At 65.4% G+C, this 19005-nt stretch carries 15 protein-coding genes, 4 tRNA genes and 1 pseudogene; 4 read left to right on the top strand and 16 right to left on the bottom strand.

Annotated elements, in window-relative coordinates:
- Positions 1–241 precede the first annotated feature (241 nt).
- From RDV84_RS15675 to lon, 6 genes are all read right to left on the bottom strand, one after another.
- Positions 242–2233: a SurA N-terminal domain-containing protein gene (locus RDV84_RS15675; protein WP_309150860.1), complete on the bottom strand. Its 1992-nt coding sequence runs from the start codon at positions 2231–2233 to the stop codon at positions 242–244.
- A 307-nt stretch (positions 2234–2540) separates the two neighbouring features.
- Positions 2541–2617 (bottom strand) — tRNA-Asp (locus RDV84_RS15670).
- Positions 2618–2722: 105 nt separating this feature from the next.
- A tRNA-Asp gene (locus RDV84_RS15665) sits at positions 2723–2799 on the bottom strand.
- 116 nt (positions 2800–2915) lie between these two features.
- A tRNA-Val gene (locus RDV84_RS15660) sits at positions 2916–2990 on the bottom strand.
- Between the two features lie 62 nt (positions 2991–3052).
- On the bottom strand, positions 3053–3325 hold the full coding sequence (locus RDV84_RS15655) for an HU family DNA-binding protein (RefSeq protein ID WP_057948278.1): 273 nt from the start codon (positions 3323–3325) through the stop codon (positions 3053–3055).
- Between the two features lie 237 nt (positions 3326–3562).
- Positions 3563–6007 carry an endopeptidase La gene (gene lon / locus RDV84_RS15650; protein WP_057948279.1) on the bottom strand — a complete coding sequence of 815 codons (2445 nt, stop codon included), beginning with the start codon at positions 6005–6007 and terminating at the stop codon, positions 3563–3565.
- A 199-nt stretch (positions 6008–6206) separates the two neighbouring features.
- Here lon and RDV84_RS15645 point away from each other — a divergent pair, with 199 nt between their 5' ends.
- Positions 6207–6866 (top strand): hypothetical protein, encoded by a 660-nt coding sequence (locus RDV84_RS15645; protein ID WP_309150859.1) that lies wholly within the window; start codon positions 6207–6209, stop codon positions 6864–6866.
- A gap of 22 nt (positions 6867–6888) precedes the next feature.
- Here RDV84_RS15645 and RDV84_RS26580 read toward each other — a convergent pair.
- A pseudogene (locus RDV84_RS26580) lies at positions 6889–7095 on the bottom strand (DUF6053 domain-containing protein); the annotation flags it as partial.
- On the opposite strand from RDV84_RS26580, the gene RDV84_RS26575 reads away from it, so the two are divergent.
- Positions 7013–7279: a DUF6053 domain-containing protein gene (locus RDV84_RS26575; protein ID WP_425608215.1), complete on the top strand. Its 267-nt coding sequence runs from the start codon at positions 7013–7015 to the stop codon at positions 7277–7279. The pseudogene RDV84_RS26580 and the gene RDV84_RS26575 sit on opposite strands and share 83 nt — an antisense overlap.
- Here RDV84_RS26575 and clpX read toward each other — a convergent pair.
- From clpX to RDV84_RS15625, 4 genes are all read right to left on the bottom strand, one after another.
- A complete protein-coding gene (clpX, locus tag RDV84_RS15640; RefSeq protein ID WP_057948281.1) occupies positions 7228–8523 on the bottom strand; it encodes an ATP-dependent Clp protease ATP-binding subunit ClpX in 1296 nt (431 codons plus the stop codon). The genes RDV84_RS26575 and clpX overlap by 52 nt on opposite strands.
- 203 nt (positions 8524–8726) lie before the next feature.
- Positions 8727–9353, bottom strand: a complete 627-nt coding sequence (clpP, locus tag RDV84_RS15635) for an ATP-dependent Clp endopeptidase proteolytic subunit ClpP (RefSeq protein WP_057948282.1) — start codon at positions 9351–9353, stop codon at positions 8727–8729.
- Positions 9354–9668: 315 nt separating this feature from the next.
- Positions 9669–10970: a trigger factor gene (gene tig, locus RDV84_RS15630; RefSeq protein ID WP_309150858.1), complete on the bottom strand. Its 1302-nt coding sequence runs from the start codon at positions 10968–10970 to the stop codon at positions 9669–9671.
- 453 nt (positions 10971–11423) lie between these two features.
- Positions 11424–11508, bottom strand: a tRNA-Leu gene (locus RDV84_RS15625).
- 269 nt (positions 11509–11777) lie between these two features.
- Between RDV84_RS15625 and pip the strand changes: the two genes are divergently transcribed.
- Entirely contained in the window at positions 11778–12743 is a 966-nt protein-coding gene (gene pip / locus RDV84_RS15620; RefSeq protein ID WP_309150857.1) for a prolyl aminopeptidase, read from the top strand.
- Here pip and RDV84_RS15615 read toward each other — a convergent pair.
- The 5 genes from RDV84_RS15615 to RDV84_RS15595 all read right to left on the bottom strand — a co-directional run bounded on the left by RDV84_RS15615 (position 12740) and on the right by RDV84_RS15595 (position 17039).
- Positions 12740–13501 (bottom strand): hypothetical protein, encoded by a 762-nt coding sequence (locus RDV84_RS15615; protein WP_309150856.1) that lies wholly within the window; start codon positions 13499–13501, stop codon positions 12740–12742. The two genes, pip and RDV84_RS15615, sit on opposite strands and share 4 nt — an antisense overlap.
- A gap of 257 nt (positions 13502–13758) precedes the next feature.
- Positions 13759–13980, bottom strand: a complete 222-nt coding sequence (locus RDV84_RS15610) for a hypothetical protein (RefSeq protein ID WP_309150855.1) — start codon at positions 13978–13980, stop codon at positions 13759–13761.
- Between the two features lie 444 nt (positions 13981–14424).
- Positions 14425–14655 carry a hypothetical protein gene (locus RDV84_RS15605; protein ID WP_057948287.1) on the bottom strand — a complete coding sequence of 77 codons (231 nt, stop codon included), beginning with the start codon at positions 14653–14655 and terminating at the stop codon, positions 14425–14427.
- 96 nt (positions 14656–14751) lie between these two features.
- Entirely contained in the window at positions 14752–15270 is a 519-nt protein-coding gene (locus RDV84_RS15600; protein WP_309150854.1) for a hypothetical protein, read from the bottom strand.
- Between the two features lie 311 nt (positions 15271–15581).
- On the bottom strand, positions 15582–17039 hold the full coding sequence (locus tag RDV84_RS15595; RefSeq protein WP_309150853.1) for a P-loop ATPase, Sll1717 family: 1458 nt from the start codon (positions 17037–17039) through the stop codon (positions 15582–15584).
- A gap of 1298 nt (positions 17040–18337) precedes the next feature.
- On the opposite strand from RDV84_RS15595, the gene RDV84_RS15590 reads away from it, so the two are divergent.
- The gene (locus tag RDV84_RS15590) at positions 18338–18982 is read left to right on the top strand and encodes a DUF1629 domain-containing protein (protein WP_309150852.1); all 645 of its coding nucleotides are present in this window, start codon (positions 18338–18340) and stop codon (positions 18980–18982) included.
- Positions 18983–19005: the final 23 nt, after the last annotated feature.

Genomic DNA, 19005 nt, shown 5'->3' with positions numbered 1-19005 from the left:
ATGATGCGATGCGCAGGCGCGAGCTTCGCGGTGGCTGGGTTGTCGCGGTCGCGGCTTGCGCCGCTCCTACAGGGAGCGTGCCGCTGCGGCGCGTCGCGATTGCAGAAGTGGCGCAAGCCGCGGCCGCGACAACCCAACCACCGCGCCGACCGCCCGCATCACCCGTCACTCATCCCGCAGAAACGAAAAGGCCCGGCGATCGCCGGGCCTTTCGTTTACGCAGCGCGGGCGAATCCGCGCCTCAGCGCAGGTTGTCCTCGACCACCTTGATCTGCATGCGCTTGCGCAGCGACGAGGTCAGTTCGGTCACTTCGTCCTGCGCCGCCGCCTGCGCGGTCTGGCTGCGCAGCATGTCCAGCTCGGACGGCTTGAGCGTGGCCTTGTCGCCCGGCGCGATCTTGCCGATGGCGAACACGACGTAGCGTCCGTCGGGCAGCTTGGCCTTGCCTGCCGCGATCTTGCCCTGCGCCGCCGGCTGCACGGCGAAGATTGCCTCGGTCATCTCCGGCGGCAGCATCGGCATGCCGCGGATCACGCCCGGCAGTTCCTGCGGTGGCGGCAGCTGCTTGGAGCTGGCGATGGCGGCCAGCGCCTCGCCGCCGACGATGCGCGCGATCAGCGCGTCGGCGTCCTTTTCCGCGGCCTTGGTCACGCGGTCGGCGCGGACCGCGGCGATCACCTTGTCGCGCACCTGCGCCAGCGGCTGGGCGCGCTCGGGCGTGTGCGAGACCACGCGGATCAGCACGCTGTGATCCTGGCCGATGTCGATCGGATCGCTGACGGTGTTGTCCTGCATGCGCTGATCGGAGAACGCGGAGCGGACCACCGCCGGGTTCTGCGCGATGCCGGTGTTGGCCGCGGCGTTGCGGGTCACCACGGCGAGCTTCTGCACCGGCAGGCCGACCGCCTTGGCCGGGCCTTCCAGCGTGGTCGGGTTCTTGTAGACCTGATCGACCAGCTTGGCCGAGAACTCGTTGAACGCGCGCTCGCGCGCGGCCTCGGTCTCCTCGCGCAGCAGGGTCTCGCGCACCGCCTCGAACGGCTGCTGCGAGCCGCTCTTGATCTCGCGCACCTGGATGATGTGCCAACCGCCCTCGGCCTTGACCGGGTCGCCGACCTGGCCGGCCTGGAGCTTGAACGCGGCGTCGTTGAACGCGCCCGGGATCGCGCCGTTGCCCATCCAGCCCAGGTCGCCGCCGGCGGCCTTGGAGCCGAGGTCGTCGCTGTTGGCGCGCGCCAGCGCGGCGAAGTCGGCGCCGGGCGCCTTGGCCTGCGCGGCGAGCTGCTTGGCCTTGTCCTCGGCGGCCTTCTGCGCGGCCGCGTCGGCGCCGGCCGGCACGTTGATCTGGATGTGCGAGACCAGGCGCTGCTCGGCGGCCTGGAACTTGTTCTTCTCGTTCTCGTAGCGCTTGAGCAGGTCGGCCTCGGACGGCGCCGGCGGCGGCGGCATGTTGGCGGCGTTGAGCTCGACGTACTCGATGCTCACGCTCTCGGGCAGGCGGAAATCCTTGCCGTGGCCGTCGTACCACTTCTGGATGTCGGCCGCGGCGACCTCGGCGGTATCGGCCGGCTGCGGCGGCAGCTCGATCAGGCTGATGTCGCGCTTCTCGCCGAGCAGCTTGATCAGCCGGTCGGTCTCGCTGGAGGTGGCGAAGCTGCTGCCGGCCAGGGCGGCGGGCAGCATCGAAGTCTGCAGGCTGTCGCGCACGTACTGCTCGAACTGGGTCGGCGTGCGCGGCGGGTTGCCCATCTGCAGGCCGAGGATGTAGCGCTCCTGGTTGAACTTGCCGCTGCCGTCCTGGAAGTCCGGGATGCCCTGGATCGACTTGACCACCAGCGCGTCGCTGACGATCACGCCGTCGACTTCGGCGGCGAGCTTGCGCACGCGCTCGTCGATCAGGCCGTCGAGCACTTCGCGCTTGTTCTCGAGCTTCTCGAACTCGCGCGCGTCGAAGTTGGCGCCCTGCTGCTGGCGGGTCTGGTCGCGGGCGCGGTTGAAGCGCTCGTCGAAATCGGCGCGCGTGATCGACTCCTTGCGCCACAGCATCGACGCCGGCCACCACGACGGCGCCGAACGCCACCACGTCGGCGCGATCTCGATGCGCGCGACCGCGTTGTCGGTACGCTGCACCATGTACTGCTCGATGCCGACGAAGGCGAAGGGGATGATCAGCAGGCCGAGGATCACGGTGGCGATCCAGCCCGAGGTCTTGTCGCGGAGTGTCTGCAGCATGTCCGGGTCGGGTTAAGTCGTAAGCCGGACAGTTTAGCGCGGTTCCGCGACCTGGCGGCGTGGGACGACGGCCGTCGCATTCGGCCGCATTTGGCCGCGGTCGGCCCGTCCCGGCCGGCCGGCGCACGCGGCCCGGGCCGGCGCCGAGGCCCGCGGGCGATCCCGCGGCCGGGCGCCGGTTGCGAACGCGCGTGCGCATCGCCCGTGCGCGGTAATGCGGATACGGGAATCCGCGCGCGCGATCGGCCACGGAAATCGGCCGCGGAAAAAAGAAAAGGCACCGTTTCCGGTGCCTTTTCGCTACAACTGGCGGAGTGGACGGGACTCGAACCCGCGACCTCCGGCGTGACAGGCCAGCATTCTAACCGACTGAACTACCACTCCGCGCTTTGAAACTCCGGCCTTCGATCCGTGCCGCAGCGCGACAAAATCGAGGACCCTCACTTATATAAAAAACGAAGGCGCCGTTTCCGGCGCCTTCGACAAAACTGGCGGAGTGGACGGGACTCGAACCCGCGACCTCCGGCGTGACAGGCCAGCATTCTAACCGACTGAACTACCACTCCGCACTTTGAAACGTTGCCGCTGAAACTTTACAACCAAAATCGGTTTCCGAAAACCCGTTTCGCTCGTCGATGCCGCTTTCGCGAAGCAACCGCCACGGCAGAAAGACCAGCGACTCTGGTGGGTGCTGAGGGTTTCGAACCCCCGACCCTCTCCGTGTAAAGGAGACGCTCTACCGCTGAGCTAAGCACCCGGATGACCTGGGCTGACTGCTTTGGGTTTCGTCGACAGTGCGCTGCACCGCCGCCGAGTTGATTAGTTTACGGCATCCTTCAGCGCTTTGCCAGCCTTGAAGGAGGGATTCTTCGAAGCCGGGATCTTGATGGTCTCGCCGGTCTTGGGGTTGCGGCCCTGGCGGGCGGCGCGCTTGCGCACCTGGAAGGTGCCGAAGCCTACGAGCGTGACAGTGTCGCCCTTCTTCAGCGCCTTGGTGACGACGTCGATCAGCGCATCGACGGCGGCGGTAGCGTCGGTCTTCGACAGCTCGGCGGTTTCGGCGACGGCGCCTACGAGTTCGGCCTTGTTCATTATTTTCTTGACTCCCTGTGCGGTTGCGACCGCGAGTTCTGAGAATCGGAGCGAGGCCGCAGGAGGCGCGCTCCGATCAAGTGTGCCGCGCAGAAGTTGTGCTTGTGGATTGGGGCTGCGCGGTTGCGGTCGTTATACCAGCGGCCTATAGGGGGCGCAAGCTTGAAAGCCAGCTGTGGCGCGGCTTTCAGCGTTTTTTCGCGCCCGCTTCCGGTGCCCTCCGACCGACGGCCCGAGTCAATGCTTGACGTCGGGCTGCGGGCCGCTCTTGCCGCTTTCGCGCACCGCGATGTCGCCTTCGCCCTCGCCCGACGCGGCGGCCGGAGCCGGCGCGATCGGCCGCTCGAGCGCGATGTCGAGCACCTCGTCGATCCAGCGCGCCGGGATGATCTTCAGGCCCTGGGTCACGCTCTTGGGCAGGTCGGCGAGATCCTTGCGGTTCTCCTCGGGAATGATCACGGTGCGGATGCCGCCGCGCAGCGCCGCCAGCAGCTTCTCCTTCAAGCCGCCGATCGGCAGCACGCGGCCGCGCAGGGTGATCTCGCCGGTCATCGCCACGTCGGCCTTGACCGGGTTCTTGGTCAGCATCGAGACCAGCGCGGTGGCCATGCCGATGCCGGCGCTGGGGCCGTCCTTCGGCGTGGCGCCCTCGGGCACGTGCACGTGCACGTCGTGCTTCTGCAGGAACTCGACGTCGATGCCGAGGCGCTCGGCGCGCGCGCGCACCACCGACAGGGCCGCCGACACCGACTCCTTCATCACGTCGCCGAGCTGGCCGGTCAGGATCAGCTGGCCCTTGCCCGGCACCAGCGTCGCCTCGACCTGCAGCAGGTCGCCGCCGACCTCGGTCCAGGCCAGGCCGGTGACCAGGCCGATCTCGTTCTGCTCCTCGGCGCGGCCGAAATCGAAGCGGCGCACGCCCAGGTACTTCTCCAGGTTCTTGGAGCCGACGTTGACCGCGCCGTCCTTGCCCTTCTTCGCCGGCTTCGGACCGGCGAGCGCGATTTCCTTGACCACCTTGCGGCAGATCTTGGAGATCTCGCGCTCCAGGTTGCGCACGCCGGATTCGCGCGTGTAGTAGCGGATGATGTCGCGCACCGCGCTTTCGGCGATCTTGATCTCTTCGGGCTTGAGGCCGTTGTTCTTGATCTGCTTGGGCAGCAGGTAGCGCATCGCGATGTTGAGCTTCTCTTCCTCGGTGTAACCCGGGATCCGGATCACTTCCATGCGGTCCAGCAGCGGACCGGGAATGTTGAGCGAGTTGGAGGTCGCGACGAACATCACTTCGCTGAGGTCGAGGTCGACTTCCAGGTAGTGGTCGTTGAACGCGTTGTTCTGCTCCGGATCGAGCACTTCCAGCAGTGCCGAGGACGGATCGCCGCGGAAGTCCATCGACATCTTGTCGATCTCGTCGAGCACGAACAGCGGATTCTTGCTGCCGACCTTGTTGAGGTTCTGCACGATCCGGCCCGGCATCGAACCGACGTAGGTGCGGCGATGGCCGCGGATTTCGGCCTCGTCGCGCACGCCGCCGAGCGACATGCGCACGAACTTGCGGTTGGTGGCCTTGGCGATCGACTGGCCGAGCGAGGTCTTGCCGACGCCCGGCGGGCCGACCAGGCACAGGATCGCGCCCTTCATGTTCTTCACCCGCGACTGCACCGCGAGGTATTCCAGGATGCGTTCCTTGACCTTCTCCAGGCCGAAGTGGTCGGCGTCGAGCACGTCCTGCGCGGCCTTAAGGTCCTTGCGGATCTTGCTGCGCTTCTTCCACGGCACGCCCAGCAGCCAGTCGAGGTAGTTGCGCACCACCGCGGCTTCGGCCGACATCGGCGACATCTGCTTGAGCTTGTTGAGCTCGTTCTTAGCCTTGGTCTCGACCGGCTTGGGCATGCCGGCCTCGGCGATCTTGCGCGCGAGCTCGTCGATGTCGTTGGGCGCATCGTCGATCTCGCCGAGCTCCTTCTGGATCGCCTTCATCTGCTCGTTGAGGTAGTACTCGCGCTGGCTCTTCTCCATCTGCGACTTGACCCGGCCGCGGATGCGCTTTTCCAGCTGCTGCACGTCGATTTCGCCGTCGACCAGGCCGACCAGCTGCTCCAGGCGCGCGCCGACGGCGTGGGTCTCCAGCAGCTTCTGCTTGTCGCCGATGCGCACGCCCAGGTGCGCGGCGACGGTGTCGGCGAGGCGGCCGGGCTCGTCGATGCCGGCGAGCGTCTGCATCAGCTCCGGCGGCAGCTTGCGGTTGGTCTTGACGTACTGTTCGAACAGGCCCATCAGCGAGCGCGCGATGGCCTCGATCTCGCGCTCTTCGCGATCGATCTGCGGCTCGACCACGACCGCATGGCCGGCCAGCGCGCCGTCGCGCTCGGCCACCTCATCCACGCGCACGCGCGAGACGCCTTCGACCAGCACCTTGATGGTGCCGTCGGGCAGCTTGAGCAGTTGCAGGACCTGGGCCAGGGTGCCGATCTCGTAGAGATCCTCGGCGCCCGGGTCGTCGGTCTCGGCGGACTTCTGCGCGACCAGCAGGATGCGCTTGTCCGATTCCATCGCCAGGTCGAGGGCGCGGATCGACTTGTCGCGGCCGACGAACAGCGGAATCACCATGTGCGGGAACACGACCACATCGCGCAGCGGCAGCACCGGCAGGGTCATGGATTCGGCGGAAGACTGGGTCATTGGAGCTCTCGACAAGCGTGGGGTGAGGATGCCGCGGCATCCAGGCTCCCGTTATGGGGGTGGCGGCCCGGGAGCGCAAGCAAAGCCCGCCGGGCGGCCCGCAAAATCGACAAAAACCGCTTTGAAATCATCGCCTTGTGATACAAATCCGGGGGCGGGACAAAGCGTCCCGCCCGCCCCCACCGTCAGGACGCCAGCGATGCAACGATTGCAGACCGCCATCGACCGATACAACGAGATCCGGACCCGGTTCTGGGACGACGACTACAACACCCTGCTGCCGGTCGGGCCCGCCGCCAGCGACGAGATCGCCCGCCTGCAGGCGCTGGAACCGCGCCCGCTGCCGCAGGACCTGGAGGCCTTCTATCGCCAGTTCGGCGGCCTGCAGAACTGGCACAACACCGAGTCGCATTGCGTGCAGCTGCCCGGCCCGGCGCAACTGGCCGACGGCCTGGAGCACGCCGACGCCTGGCAGCGGATCCGCTCGCTGGGTCTGGCCGACATGATCGTCTACAGCTGGGCCAACGACCGGCCCGAGTTCGAGCCGGGCCGGACCTTCGAACAGGCCGAGCTCGATGCGCTCAACGCGCGCTACCGCTGCTTCGGCTGGTACCGCACCGATACCGTCGCGGAAAGCGCGTGGTACCTGTACGCCGACGAGGACGGCCGCTTCGGCGCGCTGTACTACGACCAGGACGATTTCGGCGGCGTGCGCCGCGAACTGCGCGCGATGCTGGCGGCGAACCCGGCCCGGCAGACGCTGGAAGAGGCGTTGTGCGAGGGCGTGGAGCGGGCGCGGCGGGCGATGGTCGAGTGGAACGGGGATGGCGACGAGGACGAGAACGACAGCGCCGCCTGATGCGCGGGCCTTGAGCGATTGTGGGAGGGGCTTCAGCCCCGACGCTTTTGTGCCGGATCGCCGCGATCGGAATGGAAAGCGTCGGGACTGAAGTCCCTCCCACTAAAGCAGATCGACACTCACTCGAAACAACCGCCGAAGCGATTGTGGGAGGGGCTTCAGCCCCGACGCTTTTGTGCCAGGTCGCCGCGACCTTGGCGGAAAGCGTCGGGACTGAAGTCCCTCCCACAAAAGCCGGACGCTTCGGGACTGATGCCGCTCCGACAAGAGCGGGAAGCGTCGGGGCTCAAGCGCTCCTGCGGCAAGCACAAAAACCCGCCCCCGAAAACGATCGCCCCCGCACTGGGCGGGGGCGAAGGTCTTACTCGGCCGAGGCCACCTTGGGCTGTTGCTGCGCCGGCGGCGTCTGGTAGATCAGGTACGGCTCGGACTTGTGTTCGATCACCGACTCGTCCACCACCACCTTGCTGACGTTCTCCAACGACGGCAGTTCGTACATCGTGTCCAGCAGCACCGATTCGACGATGGTGCGCAGGCCGCGCGCGCCGGTCTTGCGCTTGAGCGCCTTCTTGGCGATGGCCGAGAGCGCGTCGGGGCGGAACTCCAGCTCGACGTTCTCCATCTCGAACAGCTTGCGGAACTGCTTGGTGATCGCGTTCTTCGGCTCGGTCAGGATCGAGATCAGCGCCGGCTCGTCGAGTTCCTCGAGCGTGGCGACCACCGGCAGGCGGCCGACGAACTCGGGGATCAGGCCGAACTTGATCAGGTCCTCGGGCTCGACGTCGGCGAGAATCTTGCCGATGTCGATCTTGCGCTCGGCGCTCTTGACCTTGGCGCCGAAGCCGATGCCGCCGGCCTCGGTGCTGCGCTGCTGGATGATCTTGTCCAGGCCGGCGAACGCGCCGCCGACCACGAACAGGATGTTGCGCGTGTCGACCTGCAGGAATTCCTGCTGCGGATGCTTGCGCCCGCCCTGCGGCGGCACGCTGGCGATGGTGCCTTCGATCAGCTTGAGCAACGCCTGCTGCACGCCCTCGCCCGACACGTCGCGGGTGATCGACGGGTTGTCGCTCTTGCGTGAGATCTTGTCGATCTCGTCGATGTAGACGATGCCCTGCTGGGCCTTCTCGACGTCGTAATCGCACTTCTGCAGCAGCTTCTGGATGATGTTCTCCACGTCTTCGCCCACGTAACCGGCTTCGGTCAGCGTGGTGGCGTCGGCGATGGTGAACGGCACGTTGAGCAGCCGCGCCAGCGTTTCGGCGAGCAGGGTCTTGCCCGAACCGGTCGGGCCGACCAGCAGGATGTTCGACTTCGACAGTTCGACGTCGTCGTTCTTCTGCCGGCTCTCGATGCGCTTGTAGTGGTTGTACACGGCGACCGCGAGCGTGCGCTTGGCGCGCTGCTGGCCGATCACGTACTGATCGAGCACCTCGAGGATCTCGCGCGGCTTGGGCAGGTGGCTGCGCGCCGACTGCGCCTTCTCCTCGAGTTCCTCGCGGATGATGTCGTTGCACAGCTCCACGCACTCATCGCAGATGAACACGCTCGGGCCCGCGATCAGCTTGCGGACTTCGTGCTGGCTTTTACCGCAGAACGAGCAATACAGGATCTTGTTGCTGTCGCCCGTGCTGCGTCCTTGTCGTTCGTCGGTCATGCTTGGTTTGGCCCGTTGGTGCTCAGTCTTGTGGTGCGCGTTGGCTTCTTAATATGCCCAAAACGCCTGGGCGGCAAGCGCCGCCGAGGCTTGTTCAGGCGGCTCGGCCCGAGGATAGCACAGCGCCCCGGACCGTCCCTTTCGCCGCATACCGCAGTGCGATCAAGGGTTTGCGCGCTGTGTCGGCCCGCCCGGCGGCGTCCTTACGAGGCCTGGATGGTCTCGTCCGGACGGCGCTCGAGCACCTGGTCGACCAGGCCGTAGTCGCGCGCGGCCTCGGCGCTCTTGAAGTTGTCGCGCTCGGTGTCGCGGGCGATGGTCTCCAGCGACTGGCCGGTGTGCTTGGACAGGATCTCGTTCAGGCGCTGGCGCAGGGTCAGGATCTCGCGCGCGTGGATGTCGATGTCGGTGGCCTGGCCCTGGAAGCCGCCGAGCGGCTGGTGGATCATGACCCGCGAATTCGGCAGCGCCAGGCGCTTGCCCTTGGCGCCGGCGGCGAGCAGCAGCGCGCCCATGCTGGCGGCCTGGCCGATGCAGATCGTGCTCACGTCGGGCTTGATGTACTGCATGGTGTCGTAGATCGCCATGCCGGCGGTGACCACGCCGCCCGGGGAGTTGATGTAGAAGTTGATGTCCTTCTCGGGGTTTTCGGCCTCGAGGAACAGCATCTGGGCCACGATCACGTTGGCGACGTGGTCGTCGACGCCGCCGACCAGGAAGATCACGCGCTCTTTGAGCAGGCGCGAATAGATGTCGTAGGCGCGCTCGCCGCGGCTGGTCTGCTCGACCACCATCGGCACCAGATTCAGGGCTTTGGTTAGGTTATCCATGGATTGAACGGCACCTGTGGCTGACGTAGGGGGGCGCTGGGTTGCTTGCGCGGTTGAGCCCAACTTGGGGCCGGTCGCGGCGCAGCGCAAGAGGCGCGATTGCCAAAAACGCGGCGTGGGCGCCGGCCGGCGGGGTTGCGTGCCGGTGCGGCCCGCGCTCCGGGCCGATGCGGCCGGCCGCTGCGGCGAAGGCCCGCGCGGGCCGGGCCCCGGGGGCGGACCGCGAAACGCGGGGCGCGGGAACTGCGGCCTGGTCGCGCAGGGACCTCGCAAAGCAAGCGGCCCGCGGCGAGAGCCGCGGGCCGGTGCGATCGCTCAGTTCGGACGGATCGCGTCGCTGAACGACAGCGGCTGCTCGGTGTGCTGGGCGCGCTCGGCGATCCAGTCGATCACCTGCTCTTCCATCACCCGGTTCTGCAGGCCGGCCATCAGCTGCTGGTCGTTGCGGTACAGGTCGATCACCTGCTGCGGCTCCTCGTAGGTCGAGGCGATCAGGCGCAGGGTCTCGTTGACGCGCTTGGGCTCCAGGCGCAGGTCGTTGCGGCGGGCGATCTCGCCGACCAGCAGGCCGACCAGCACGCGCTTGCGCGCGGCGTCCATGTAGTTCAGGTAGGCGTCGTCCGGCGCGGTGACCTGGCGACCCTGGCGGCGGGCCTGCTCGACGGTCTGCCAGACCATGTTGCGGGCTTCCTGCTCGACCAGCTTCGGCGGCATTTCCACCGACTCGTAGGCCTTGACCAACTGCTCGCCGACTTCCTGGCGCAGGCGGTTCATCAGCGCGCCCTTGAGCTCGCGCTCCAGGTTGGTGCGGATGTCGGCGCGGAACTGCTCGGCGTCGCCGCTGCGCACGCCGAAGCTCTTGATGAACTCGGCGTCGACCACCGGCATCACCGGCTCGGACACGTGGTTGAGCTTGAGGTGCACGTTGGCGGTCTTGCCGGCGACCTCGGCGGCGCGCCAATCGGCCGGGAACTCGACTTCGGCGACCTTCTCCTCGCCGGCCTTGACCCCGACCATGGCGTCTTCCAGCGGCTTGAACATCGCGCCCGAGCCGATCTGGGTGCTGCCGTATTCGGCGCCCTCGGCCGGCATGCGCAGGCCGTCGATCTCGGTCCAGGTCTCGACTTCGACCACGTCGCCTTCCTGGGCGCCGCGCTCGACCGACTGCAGGGTGCGGCGCTGCAGGCGCAGGTTCTCGATCATCGCGTCGATGTCGGCGTCGGTGACCTCGGCGGCGTGGCGCACCACTTCCAGCTTGGCCACGTCGATGTCGCCGAAGTCCGGCACGACCTCGAAGACGGCCACGTAGGACAGGGTGCCGTCGGTCTCGCCGGCCGGCTCGATGCTCGGGTTGCCGGCGATCTGCAGCTGTTCCTTGCGGATCGCGTCGCCGAAGCTCTCGCGCAGCATGCCGTCGAGGATTTCGGCGCGGACCTGGGCGCCGAAGCGCTGCTCGATGACCTTGGTCGGCACCTTGCCGGGGCGGAAGCCCTTGATGTTGGCGCCGCGCGCGATCTCGCGCAGGCGGCCGCCGACCTGGCTTTCCAGGTTTTCGGCCGGCAGGCTGAAGGTCAGTCGGCGCTCCAGCGAGCCCAGCGATTCCAGCGAAACTTGCATATCCACTCCTGCGACCGCGGCACCCGCCGCGGCGACGATGTTGTTGATCCGGTCCGGCCGCCGGCCCGGGGTGACGCTCGCCGGCCGGCGGAACTTGCTAGTTTGGCCGATTACGCGCTGGCCTGCCAGCGTTGCGGGGCGCAAAGGCCGGCGGGTGGCGGGTTTTGGGGTCGCGGGCCGGGTTTTGCGCAGGTGTCGCAGGAGGCCATGGGACGGGCCGGTAGCCAGTCGCGGCCGAAAGGGCCGGCGAGGCCGGAACAGGGGGGCGCGGGCCGGGCTTGCGGCGGTGCGGCGCGGCCCCGAAGGCGACCGTTGGCGAGAGCGCCGAGGACAGGCGGGATGATCTACCCGGCCGTCGGACGTCGCAGTCAAGGTGCGGTCGGCGGCAGAAACGCCGGCCGGCCCGGCCTGCCATTGCAGGGGCAACGGCGGCCGATCTTCCGCGCGCGGCCTTGGTGCGAAAGGCGGGACTCGAACCCGCACGGTGTGAACCGCTGGAACCTAAATCCAGTGCGTCTACCAATTCCGCCACTTTCGCAAGCGCCGGCGCGCGAGGCCGGGCCCGCATTCTAACGGCGCGCGGGCGCAAAGCCGAGCCCTCGCCGCCCGACCCAGGCGCGCCGCCTGGGGATCGAAAAGCCTAAGTCCAGCCGTCCCAGGCAACGGCCCGGGCACAACGCGCCAACCCAGACCCGCGCCTACCGCGAGACCGCCGCCCCACCCCGCCGCCGCAAGCGCCAGCGCCGGCAAGCCGGCGACGAGCACGCGCGGCTATGCTGCCTGCCTCCCCTTCCGCCGGCGACCGCCATGCGCGAGCTGTATCCCGAGATCGAGCCTTACCGCACCCACCGCCTGGCCGTGGACGCGATCCACGAGCTGCATGTCGAGGAATGCGGCAATCCCGACGGCCTGCCGGTGCTGTTCCTGCACGGCGGCCCCGGCGCCGGCGTGTCGCCGTATCACCGCCGCTTCTTCGATCCGGCCCGCTACCGCATCGTGCTGTTCGACCAGCGCGGCGCCGGCAAGTCGACGCCGCACGCGGAGTTGCGCGACAACACCACCTGGGACCTGGTCGCCGACATCGAACGCATCCGCGCGCTGCTCGGGATCGAGCGCTGGGTGGTGTTCGGCGGCTCCTGGGGCTCGACCCTGGCGCTGGCCTACGCCCAGGCCCATCCGCGACCGGTGCGCGCGCTGGTGCTGCGCGGCATCTTCCTCGGCCGGCCGCCGGAGTTGCGCTGGTTCAACGAACTCGACGGCGGCGCGCGCTGGATCTTCCCGGAACGCTGGCAGCGCTACCTCGACTACATCCCCGAGGAGGAACGCGGGCAGATGGTCGAGGCCTACTGGCGGCGCCTGGACAGCGACGACCCGCAGGTGCGGCGCGAGGCGGCGATGGCGTGGAGCGATTGCGAAGGCGGCAGCACCACCTTGCTGCACGATCCCTTCGAGCCGGGCATCCACGGCGACACCGATTCGGCGGTCAGCGTCGCCCGCGCCGAAGCGCACTACTTCCGCCACGACGTGTTCCTGGAGCCCGACCAGTTGCTGCGCGACATCGGCCGCATCCGCGAGATCCCGGCGACCATCGTGCACGGACGCTACGACATCATCTGTCCGGTCAAGAGCGCGGTCGATCTGGCCGCGGCCTGGCCGGAGGCGGAGCTGCGCATCGTCCTGGCCGGACACAGCGCGGCCGATCCGGCGATCGTGGACGCGCTGGTGACGGCGACCGACACGCTGGCGGAGCGGTTCGGCTCGCCGCGAAGCTAGGCCGACACCGCGTCCAGGACCGGCCACTGCGCCGCGCACGCCGGACAGCGGCCGCGGCCGAACAGGTGCGCGATCCAGGCCTGCAGTTCGGCGTCGTCGTGACGCCGCGCGCCCTGCCATAACCACTCGCCGACCGAAGGCAGGCCGGCCGGATCGTCTGAACTGGCCGGATCGGCCGGATTGGCCAATTCGGCCAATTCGGCCGGCGCGATCGGCGCGGCGCGCTCGTTGTGGCCGTGGATCCATTCCTGGTCGATGACGAAAAACCCGTACTCCCCGATCACGATCATCAGATCGGTTGCGCACGCCGGGCACTGCCCGTCGAGTTCGCCGCTCAACAGGCGATCGTACTGCTCCGCCCACGGCTCGCCGTCGAGCAGCAACACCGCCTGCTGCAGGCAGACGATGTCCGCGCGCGACAGCACCGGCGCCCGCAGCGAATCCGCGGCGAGCGAACGCAGCTCCGCGGCCAGCGCGGCATAGCGCGCGCGTTCGTCCGCGCCGGTTTGCGGCGAGGCGAGAATCGTCGCCGCCAGCGAAACCGGCATGACCCGCGCCGGCGGCGCCCATCCGCGCGCGGCGTCCAACAGCGCCGGCAGCGCCGGATAGCTCGCCGAATAGACCGTGCCCTGGTGGCAGATGCGCGACCACAGCTCGGTCCAGACCTCCGCGGCGGGGTCCGGGTCCAGCGCGGCCAACAGCGCCGGCACCGCGTCGGCGGGGCCGTAGGCGTCCTGCAACTTGCTCCATTCGATCATTCGGTCTCCTGTGCGCGGCCGACGCAGGGCCGCGGCCGGAACCGCACGATACGGAAAAAACCCCTGCGCGCCGATGCCCGGCGGCATCGCTCGCGTTCGCCGCGCGCACCGCCCGCCCGCGCAAAAATAACGGACCTGCCGACTCGACGTCGACAGGTCCGTCTTTCACGGAAACCGCGTCCCGGCCATGCGCTCACGCTTGCGGCGCGAGACCGGCCGTCGCCCAGCGGCGCGGCCGCGGCTGCCGACGGATCCGATCAGAACACGCAGCGTCCGCCGCCGATCGGGCAGGCCTTGACGAAGACCCACTTGTGATTGCTGCAGGTGTAGTAGTTGCGCCAGCTGCCCTGCACGATATTGGTCGTGGCGCCGTTCGGATTGCAGTACGCCCCGCCGATCTGCGCGTTCGCCACGCCGACGCCGCCCACCAGACCCACCGCGAAAACCGCAGCCGCCACCTTCATCATCGTCCGCTTCATGAACCTCTCCTTTTCGTAAACATGATGCCGCTGGAATCGTTCGCCGGCCCGCGCACGCACAACGATGCGCGCGCGCTCGCCGGGGCGGACAGCCAGCGATTCTGTCCGCCGTTGGGGGATCGGTGCTTCACGTGGGGGCGCAACGACAAGAGCCGGCGTATCGAAGCCGCGCGGCCCATGATTCATGGATAACGGATTTCGCGCCTGCTGTCCGCAGATTTCTCGGCGATTTCGCGCTTTAAATGTGATCCCCAGTCACATTTTTGGCGCAGCAAAGCGCATGAACCCAGCGATCGGTCACAGCCGCTTGCAGCACGCGCGCGCATTCGCGACCCGCACCGGTTCGCAGATCGCGCGAACGCGGCGCTCATGCGCCGCCATCGGCCGCGGACGCTCGCTACGAACCCACCCCACCTGGGTACGTAGCACGCACGCAGGCGCCGATCACTGGTTCATGCAGACCCAGCGCGTGCCGACCCAGCCGCATTTGCTGACGAGCTGCCAGCCGCTGCCGTCGCATTCGTACTTGTAGGCGACATCGCCCACCCACTCGGTCCGGACCGCGCCGACATGCGCGCTGTCGCAAGTCGCCGTCGGAATCGCGTTCGCGCTTCCACCGATCACCGCTCCCATCGCAAACAACCCGATCGCGATGCCCTTGATCATCATGTTCATGGATCCAGTCTCCCTTGGTCTGAATGGACTACGGCGGCGTTGCCGGCTGCGTTGCGTTCGGCCGAGGCCTCTGTGATTGCTGTTGGCCACGCAACGCTAGTCGTTGGAAGCGTTGCGCGCACGCTGCGAGGCACAAAAAATGCGTCGCATGCGAACGCGCTCGAACTTCGCGTGCGGCCAGAGCTTGCGCACGGCGTTGCAGCGGCTTGCTCGAAGGCCGCAGCGGGATCGCTTCGATGGGTTCGAGCGAACGCCCTCATCGGACGACAACGGCGCACCGGCGGCGAAGTCCGATCCGCATTCGACATGAAGACCGCGCGAGCGCTGCGCCGGATCGACTCCCTGCGCAGGCAATAGCCCATGCGCGATTCGAAGCGACGCGAAGTCTGCGGCGGCAAGCGCGAGCATGCAAAGTTCAACGGCGGCACCGCCGGGCCAGCGCTCGCCGGTTGCGGCCAACGAAAACCGATCGGCCCGCAGCGCCGCGCCCGATCGCAGCATTCGCGCGAGCAAGAACACGCGATGCGAGAACGCCCGGGGAACTTCGCGAGCCGAAGAAAACGCGAACCGAAGAAAACGCGGGACAAAGAAAAAGGGACCTGGCATCGCTGCCAAGTCCCTTCTCTTTATTGGTGGGCCGTCAAGGATTCGAACCTTGGACCTATTGATTAAGAGTCAGCTAGCCCAATGCATAAAATCTCTTTATTATCAGCATCTTAGGGGATCGATTTCTTCCACTTCTGCCGCCCGGAACGACGGAGCGCAAAGGCTCTGGACGCCAAATTTTCCACTTCCGCCGGTCCGTGCTACGCGAGAGCAGCCTCCGCGGCGCCACCCAATGGATTGACCTTTCCGTCTTGGCCCTGATTCCAGGACCCAGCGGTCCAGCCTGATCCCGACCGCAGCCTAGGGTCGCCTACGCAGAACTAGTCCTCATCTGCTTGGTCCGCGTCAGCCGGCATTGCGTCCTTTAAGTTCAGATGCTTGCGAAGCGCAGGATGAACAACGATATCGCCGTCAAACCGAGGCTCCAAGAACCGGTTCTGATAAATAAATTCGTACTTGCTCCCTCCCCCTTTCCCACCCACTCGCGGAACCCCGACCACCGCATACTCAAAAAGCAACTTGAGAGAGTGCATCGAATCAGCACCGTTAGCGCCAACTTCTGTCAGCGCCTTCTCCCATGTCGCGAAATTAAATCTTGAGTACCCGATTTTGTTGAGCGCACGAAAGATGGTTTCATGGTAGGGGACCTGCTTGTGCATTTCATCCACAAGCTCGTCGTAAACATGCTTCGAGTATTGAACCTCGGCGTCGTAGACGTCTTCTGGCTCTACCTTCGTGTGGCCATTCGCGACAGCGGCCTCCTTGCAATAAATGCAGAAGGCAATCAGATCACGAGGCCGCAACATAGTGCGCTTAAGGATATAGTTACTTATGTAAGCCCGCTGCCGCATTTGCTTGTCAGAAAAAACGGCAGCCCAAGCCTCGCTCTTTTTTACGGGAATGGATCTCGCTATTCGAGCATTTGCAATATCCAATAGGGCGTTTTGATCCCAGACAACGTGCTCTATATCAGCGCCAATCTTATTCTTATCGTTGAACTCCAAGTGTGCATAGATGTCGCTGCGCAAAAAAAGAACAATGGCCGGGGGCCGGGCGGCAGCGTAACGTAAATTCAGCGACCTAGCTGCTTTAATAGCACCAGCGAGCATTGCTTTCATTTCTGCCGAAGCGTCCCAGCCGTCATCTAATCGATCGACAAAGATCGATATCGGCTTTGTCTTGAATAGCTCATCCGCAAGTTCAATCAGCTTTCGATTCCAAGCATTAGCAGCAAAAGCTAGGTGGGCGCCTTCCGGCACTCCCTCAATCTCAATCGCCCCCAACTTTACTAAGTCGCCCGCTGCCGGACCTTCTAGCTTTCTGACGCGCTTGAACCGATCAAAGAGGATGTCGAGTAGCCCGCCCCCGCCGCCTTCGGCGCCATAGATGTCGAGATAAGTTTTCTTGGCCTTTTTGGCTACGGTCTCGTCGACCGAAGTCATCCACTTGCGGCATGCGGAAACGAGGAAGGTAAAGATCCATGACGCCGTATATGCATTCTCTAGAGGAAGCCCAAGTTCGGCGATGGCCTTGTGAGACTCCCAGGCATAATCCGAAAACTCCAGATTTACAACATGAGATCCGCTGATGGCCTTTCCGGGCTGCTGAAAAAGGGCAGTTTTACCCGACCCCTTTCGCCCGATGATGAATTGCTTCTGTCCTTTTCCGATACGCTCAATAACTCCGGTGTCAACGAAATAATTGTGCAGATTTCTATCGCTTTCTGCATCCAAGCGACCAAAATCCACGTCACGAACGTTGATTTCTGCGTCAGGCATAAGCTCTTCTATCCTTAGATTAAAATGCTATCTACCCATCTACAGGTCGAATTCGACCTAGTAGCCTGAGCGCGCTTGATACATCTTGTGGTCACCGCTAAACGTGCGGCGATCATCGTGAAGGGCGCACGCTGTCTCTGCAAGCACCGGTCTGCAACGTGATTGGGCGCCGGAAGCGGACACCGTGCTGCGATAACTCTCGCCAGTTCATCGCTCATTGCTCCAGGGCGCCACACACTCGACCGGCTGCGTCACCTTCGCAGCTCTCGGAATGGTGGTGACGCAGTCACGGTGCCTGGGCGCGGCGCCGCACGCAGCGGCCAGGGTCGCCGAAGTCGTCCGCCCCCCATTCCTCGTCCACGACGGCTATGCCGGGCACGCCCGCGAACGGGCGCGCCGGGTGTGCGGTTCTCGGAACGATGGTGACGCGGTAGCGGACGATGCAGGACGGCATGCCGCGCATGGTAACGGTGCCCGTCGAAGACCTTGAGACTATGCCGACTTTGCCCGTGCGCCCTTATTGCCTCGGGGGCTGGGGGTGCTTCGGAAATCGGTAACTTGGGTAACCTGCACGAAAATCAGCCACATTTCCTCGCTCTATCAATGACTTAGACATCATGGCCTGCGGTAACCAATGCGGTAACTATGAAGTAATTAGTTACCGTTCTTCCAAGTAACCATTAGTCATTGCAAGCCCCTTATAAATCAGCCACTTACGGGGAGGTTACCGATAGCGTTACCGAAAATTACCCCGTGGCGGTAACCCAAAAAAACCATTACAAACAGCCACATGGAGCGAATTTTGGGAAGCAGTTACCGAGGTTACCGTTTTCCGAAAGCCCCTCCCTGGGCCTGTGCACTTGCCCCCCTCCTCCCGTTCGTGGCGGCGGGCGAGAAGGTCTGAATCCGGGCTCGGGTGCGTCGAAATGCGTCGCGGACGCCGGGACGCCGTAAGCAAGGAGCGAGCTTGCCGCGCAGGGTCGGAACAGGCTCCGGCGTTTGAGTCGAAAGACGCACAACTAGCGGGAAGGCGTGGCGGGGTCTCGACCGCGCGCCAGCGCGCCAAACGGCGGGAGCGTCGCCGCCCGGCTCTTGACCTGCCGCCTGGGTAAGCGACCGGCGTCCGACCACGTAAGCCCAGCCCGTTCAGCCGAGTCAATCGCGGTGTGTCCGGCTGCGCTACCGTCCGCCGATGGATTAATCCGACACACGCCTAGGAAAAGTCTGACGCGCCGGGACGCCATCTAGGCGATACTGGGCGGTGCCTATTCGGTACCGCTTGGAACAGGACGAATCGAATGCAAAGCACAGCCGCTGAGACCGAGAAACGCCAGAGCACGAGACACGGAAAGTTCTACATCATCGACACGGATATTCGCGGTGGCGGTCCCGGTCACGGTGTGGTGCTAGCTAACGAAAGCAAGTTGCTCACACCTCCACGCTTGATTATCCGCCCGGAGGCAGGCGGGTTCCCGCCGCTGGCCGAAAACCCACACCTTGTTTATGACCCCGCGCAAGGTTCGATGCCGCGCGATCTTGAAGCGAGCTTGAGTGGATATTGGTTAGTCTCCAAGCGCTTCAAAGAAGCGCTGGCATCGGTCGATCCTGATGGATTTGCTTTCGTGCCTTGCATCTTCACGCTGCCCGACGGGACAGAAGGCCCACAGCATTTCCTTTGTGATGCGCTTCGCGAGTTGGATGCTGTGGACGAAGCCAAGTCCAAACTACGCGTCATAGAAAGCGCCGATTACGAAAATGGAAAATACTATCGACTAGGCGGCGCGGTCGACTTGGCCTTTAAGTCGGACGTACTGGGTTCCGCGCATGCTTTCCGCACACCATATTCGGGGGACTTTGTGTTCTGCGATTGGGTGCTGCGCGATGCGATAGGAGGGCATGGCTTCACTGGCGTGCGCTTCATAGATATCACACAGGGCAATTGAGTTAGGCCGCTGACATCTAGGCA

It is taken from the genome of Lysobacter yananisis (assembly GCF_031199375.1).
Classification (GTDB): Bacteria; Pseudomonadota; Gammaproteobacteria; order Xanthomonadales; family Xanthomonadaceae; genus Lysobacter; species Lysobacter yananisis.
This window is presented reverse-complemented; position numbering and strand designations above follow the sequence as displayed.

Excerpts from the sequence above, each read along its gene's own strand:
- RDV84_RS15675 (WP_309150860.1), bottom strand. The coding sequence starts at position 2,233 with ATGCTGCAGACACTCCGCGACAAGACCTCGGGCTGGATCGCCACCGTG.
- RDV84_RS15655 (WP_057948278.1), bottom strand. The coding sequence starts at position 3,325 with ATGAACAAGGCCGAACTCGTAGGCGCCGTCGCCGAAACCGCCGAGCTG.
- lon (WP_057948279.1), bottom strand. The coding sequence starts at position 6,007 with ATGACCCAGTCTTCCGCCGAATCCATGACCCTGCCGGTGCTGCCGCTG.
- RDV84_RS15645 (WP_309150859.1), top strand. The coding sequence starts at position 6,207 with ATGCAACGATTGCAGACCGCCATCGACCGATACAACGAGATCCGGACC.
- clpX (WP_057948281.1), bottom strand. The coding sequence starts at position 8,523 with ATGACCGACGAACGACAAGGACGCAGCACGGGCGACAGCAACAAGATC.
- clpP (WP_057948282.1), bottom strand. The coding sequence starts at position 9,353 with ATGGATAACCTAACCAAAGCCCTGAATCTGGTGCCGATGGTGGTCGAG.
- tig (WP_309150858.1), bottom strand. The coding sequence starts at position 10,970 with ATGCAAGTTTCGCTGGAATCGCTGGGCTCGCTGGAGCGCCGACTGACC.
- pip (WP_309150857.1), top strand. The coding sequence starts at position 11,778 with ATGCGCGAGCTGTATCCCGAGATCGAGCCTTACCGCACCCACCGCCTG.
- RDV84_RS15615 (WP_309150856.1), bottom strand. The coding sequence starts at position 13,501 with ATGATCGAATGGAGCAAGTTGCAGGACGCCTACGGCCCCGCCGACGCG.
- RDV84_RS15610 (WP_309150855.1), bottom strand. The coding sequence starts at position 13,980 with ATGAAGCGGACGATGATGAAGGTGGCGGCTGCGGTTTTCGCGGTGGGT.
- RDV84_RS15605 (WP_057948287.1), bottom strand. The coding sequence starts at position 14,655 with ATGAACATGATGATCAAGGGCATCGCGATCGGGTTGTTTGCGATGGGA.
- RDV84_RS15595 (WP_309150853.1), bottom strand. The coding sequence starts at position 17,039 with ATGCCTGACGCAGAAATCAACGTTCGTGACGTGGATTTTGGTCGCTTG.
- RDV84_RS15590 (WP_309150852.1), top strand. The coding sequence starts at position 18,338 with ATGCAAAGCACAGCCGCTGAGACCGAGAAACGCCAGAGCACGAGACAC.